This is a genomic window from Corynebacterium sp. KPL2850 (assembly GCF_040225855.1).
Lineage (GTDB): Bacteria > Actinomycetota > Actinomycetes > Mycobacteriales > Mycobacteriaceae > Corynebacterium.
On record NZ_JBEHFV010000069.1, the window covers coordinates 1 to 1,540 of the forward strand.

The 1,540-nt window shown below is 52.3% G+C and carries 2 protein-coding genes; both read left to right on the top strand.

Annotation, left to right across the window (positions count from 1 at the left end; genetic code table 11):
• Positions 1 to 212 (top strand): transposase (locus ABRP93_RS11580; RefSeq protein ID WP_349888017.1); only part of this gene is annotated, 212 nt, incomplete at its 5' end.
• A 55-nt stretch (positions 213 to 267) separates the two neighbouring features.
• The gene (locus ABRP93_RS11585) at positions 268 to 645 is read left to right on the top strand and encodes an IS3 family transposase (protein ID WP_349888018.1); all 378 of its coding nucleotides are present in this window, start codon (positions 268 to 270) and stop codon (positions 643 to 645) included.
• Positions 646 to 1,540: the final 895 nt, after the last annotated feature.

The following is a 1,540-nucleotide window of genomic DNA, read 5'->3' on the forward strand; positions in this document are numbered from 1 at the left end:
TCGTGGAAGACCGCATCGTGGCGGAAAATATGTCGATGCACCCTGCGTGCCAGGCAGTAGCTCCAAAGCTCGGGGTTTCATGGCACACAGCTCGTCAATGGACCCAACAGGCTCACCGTGCAGGAAGCACTCCAGAACCAGTGCCTGAAGATTTGGCCGCCGAAAATGCCAGGCTACGCCGTGAAAATCAAGAGCTTCGAGATACCAACTAGTTGCTGAAGGCTGCGTCAGCTTTTTCGCGTCGGAACTCGACCCCAAGACTCGGTTATGATCCGGTTCATCGATAAATACCGGAATTGTTTCTCTGTCGAGTTCATTTGCAAGACGTTGAAAAATGACCGGGCTGGCGGGTTTATCACCTCGCGTGGTTATCGCCAGTCCAAAGCCCGTGGGTTAAGCGCTCGTCACCTTAGTGATGCTGTTCTAGTTGAACGCATTGGTGCCATTCATCGGGATAATTACGGTGTCTACGGCGTGCGGAAAATGTGGCATGCTCTTCACCGTGACGGAATAGATATCGGTCGTGAACAAACTGCCCGGTTGATGCGCCTGGCTGGTGTTTCTGGCAAAGGCAAAGGCGGATCACCAATCACAACCCGTACACCTCAACGTTGCGGATCTGCGCCCGGACTTGGTCGAGCGTGAGTTCAAAGCCCAAGGCCTTAAACAAGCTGTGGGTGGCCGATACTACCTATGTGCGCACGAAGAAAGGCTTTGTGTATGCCGCATTTGTCACTGACGTATGCCCCGGCGGATAGTTGGGTGTGTGGATTTGGGGTAGTTGGTACGCGTGAGTCCGCGTAGTTGGTACCAGGGTTACGCGTACCTGGTACTGCAAGGGTTATCTTTCATAGTTGATGTTGGCGACACCGCGATTCGTTGGTGTCGCGTCAACTTCTGCTTGGAAAGAGGCCATTGTTGTGGCTAACTTCAAACAGACTCTTGCGGTGTGCCTTGACGGTGAGTTATACGCAGATAGCACATACATTGGGGTGGGGCCTAACCCCCGACGTGTCCACTGTCCGGGGGTCAGGTCCGGTGATGAGCGCGGCTGTTCTTGCTGCTTCGACCATTCCTGTTAAGAAAGGGTACCTAGAGTTGGAAGACGATAAAAACATAGAGAACTTTGTGGACTGCCGTGAAATCCGCACGGTTTTCAAACCAACTTGGGTGAGCTGGTGGTTCCACAAGATTTTTACGTTCCCGCGCATTGAGTGCGATGGGATCGTAAGCAATTGTCACTGGGGAAGAGACAAAGCGTTAGTGAGGGATGGTGGGACGGTTACGGTTGGATTTAGTTATCGTATTTTCCATGATACGAAAATTAGATGTAAGAGCTCCCCTATCGAGGTTTCCCCTTCACATGCTGAGTTAGAAGCCAAGACAGCCATAATTAACAACTCCCCGATGACTGCCGTGCTCTACTAGCATTCGTCTCGAGCCTATCGATGGGGTTGCGTCCGCTAGTGTGGTGTATCTGTAACCCGTGGTAAGCCTCGTGCCGGTGCACAATAAGGCGACCATCACGGGTACCTTTCGA

Coding starts and splice junctions, on each gene's coding strand:
- ABRP93_RS11585 (WP_349888018.1), top strand. CDS start 268: ATGATCCGGTTCATCGATAAATACCGGAATTGTTTCTCTGTCGAGTTC.